The sequence below is a fragment of the Lacicoccus qingdaonensis genome (assembly GCF_900101075.1).
GTDB lineage: Bacteria > Bacillota > Bacilli > Staphylococcales > Salinicoccaceae > Lacicoccus > Lacicoccus qingdaonensis.
Genome location: NZ_FNFY01000022.1, coordinates 29,911 through 31,503, shown reverse-complemented (window position 1 = coordinate 31,503; position 1,593 = coordinate 29,911). Strand labels below are relative to the sequence as shown.

Annotated in this window: 1 protein-coding gene and 1 pseudogene; both read right to left on the bottom strand. The window is 42.7% G+C overall.

From position 1 onward, the window contains the following. Positions 1–337, bottom strand: a pseudogene (locus BLR15_RS10835) (IS3-like element ISSth1b family transposase); the annotation flags it as partial. Between the two features lie 98 nt (positions 338–435). After that, positions 436–1,413: a M23 family metallopeptidase gene (locus tag BLR15_RS10830; protein WP_092987378.1), complete on the bottom strand. Its 978-nt coding sequence runs from the start codon at positions 1,411–1,413 to the stop codon at positions 436–438. Between the last annotated feature and the right edge of the window lie 180 nt (positions 1,414–1,593).

Below are 1,593 nucleotides of genomic sequence, written 5' to 3'. Positions count from 1 at the left end.
TAATTGGTTTACCACCAGTATACTTGGATATCCATTGTCGTAAAACAGATGTGGAACTGATTTGATACTTTCGACATATTCCAACCTGACCGTCCACTTGATTTAAGTAGTCATTCACAGCGCTTATCTTGGTTGCTTCAGAGTAATGTTTCCAGCCTCTGGATGCTTTTAACCCATCCACACCAGCCGTTTCATAACGGTGGATCCGTTCTTTGAGTGTATGCTTACCCAATCGATAATAATTGGATACACTATGGATGGATTGATGATCTGATAACACTTGATGAATCATATCGACTTTCTCTTCTATTGTATACTTGGCTGTTCGTTTAGACATAAAAATCTCCCCTCGTCGTAGTTACAGAGTTTTATTATTTCTCTGTCTACTACGAGGGGAGCATATCAGAAGTGGGGATGGCTATTTGTATATCTACTTTATCTCTTGAACCATTTACCGACTGTATCAGAGAGTGCCGACATTATTGATGTGTCATCTGTTGATTTGACTGCTTCCAGATCGCTTTCGTAAAACTTTTTATCGCCTGATAGTTGGTTGACGATATCACCCTGGGCCGGTTCGCTGCCGTCTTTGAATTTTATTCGGAATGATTTGGCTCTGACGAGTCTTGCCTTGTCCATCACCTGGAAATGGATGTGCGGCTCTGAAGAATTGCCGGAGTTTCCGCATCTGCCCAGGACCTGTCCCTGCTGGACAATGTCTCCTTCATCAACAGTGATGGATTCCTTTTTAAAATGTGCCATGACACTGTATTCTTTCGGTGCATGCTGAATGATGACGTGATTTCCGGTCGGCCTTTTTTCATTCATCTCGCCGGGCACGTTATCACGGATTTTATTGACCACTTTGACGACTTTCCCGCCGGCGGGGGCAGTGATCTCTTTGTCGAATGCATAATAATTCTCATTCTTTTCCGGATTGCCTTCATGTGTTTTACCGTTTTTCATGACCAGCAGATCGTATGCATATCTCTGAGAACCATGAACATAGTGATAGTTGATGAACTCGTTATCGCCGCCCCAGAATACAAGCCATTCCCCGTTGATCGGCATGGAGTAGGAGATATCCGCTACACTTTTACCGTGATCGGGAAATTCGGTGAAAGGTTTGATGGTGAGCATATGTATCATATCATCCTGGCCGAAGTAGACGCTTAAAGCTTTCTTTCTCTTATCGTCCAGCCATAAATAATGTGTATGGTCGCCAAGATGTGAAATATGCTTTAAATGGAACTGATGGATATCCCGGTTGAAATTCTCGACCATCTTCTCGAACTTTTCAAGCGTGATGACCCCTTTCAGATCGTCGATGAACTGGTTGTATATTGTTTTTGGAGACTTCTTTAAAAAAGCCTTGCCAAAGTTATCCGGCTTTATCGTTTGATTTCCTTTCATAAAAATAAAATCCCCCTATATGTAATTTAACTTCCATTATACTGATAAACGTCCAACGCGTCATCCTGCGTCTCGGAACGGTCTAAAGTTTAACCGCTGAATTCAGTCACTCAGCACTCCCAGTGACTGATAAACCGCTTAATTCAGTCACTCAGCACTCCCAGTGACCGATAAACCGCT

Bases quoted from the DNA above. Each gene is read 5' to 3' on its own strand.
- BLR15_RS10830 (WP_092987378.1), bottom strand. From the start codon at position 1,413: ATGAAAGGAAATCAAACGATAAAGCCGGATAACTTTGGCAAGGCTTTT.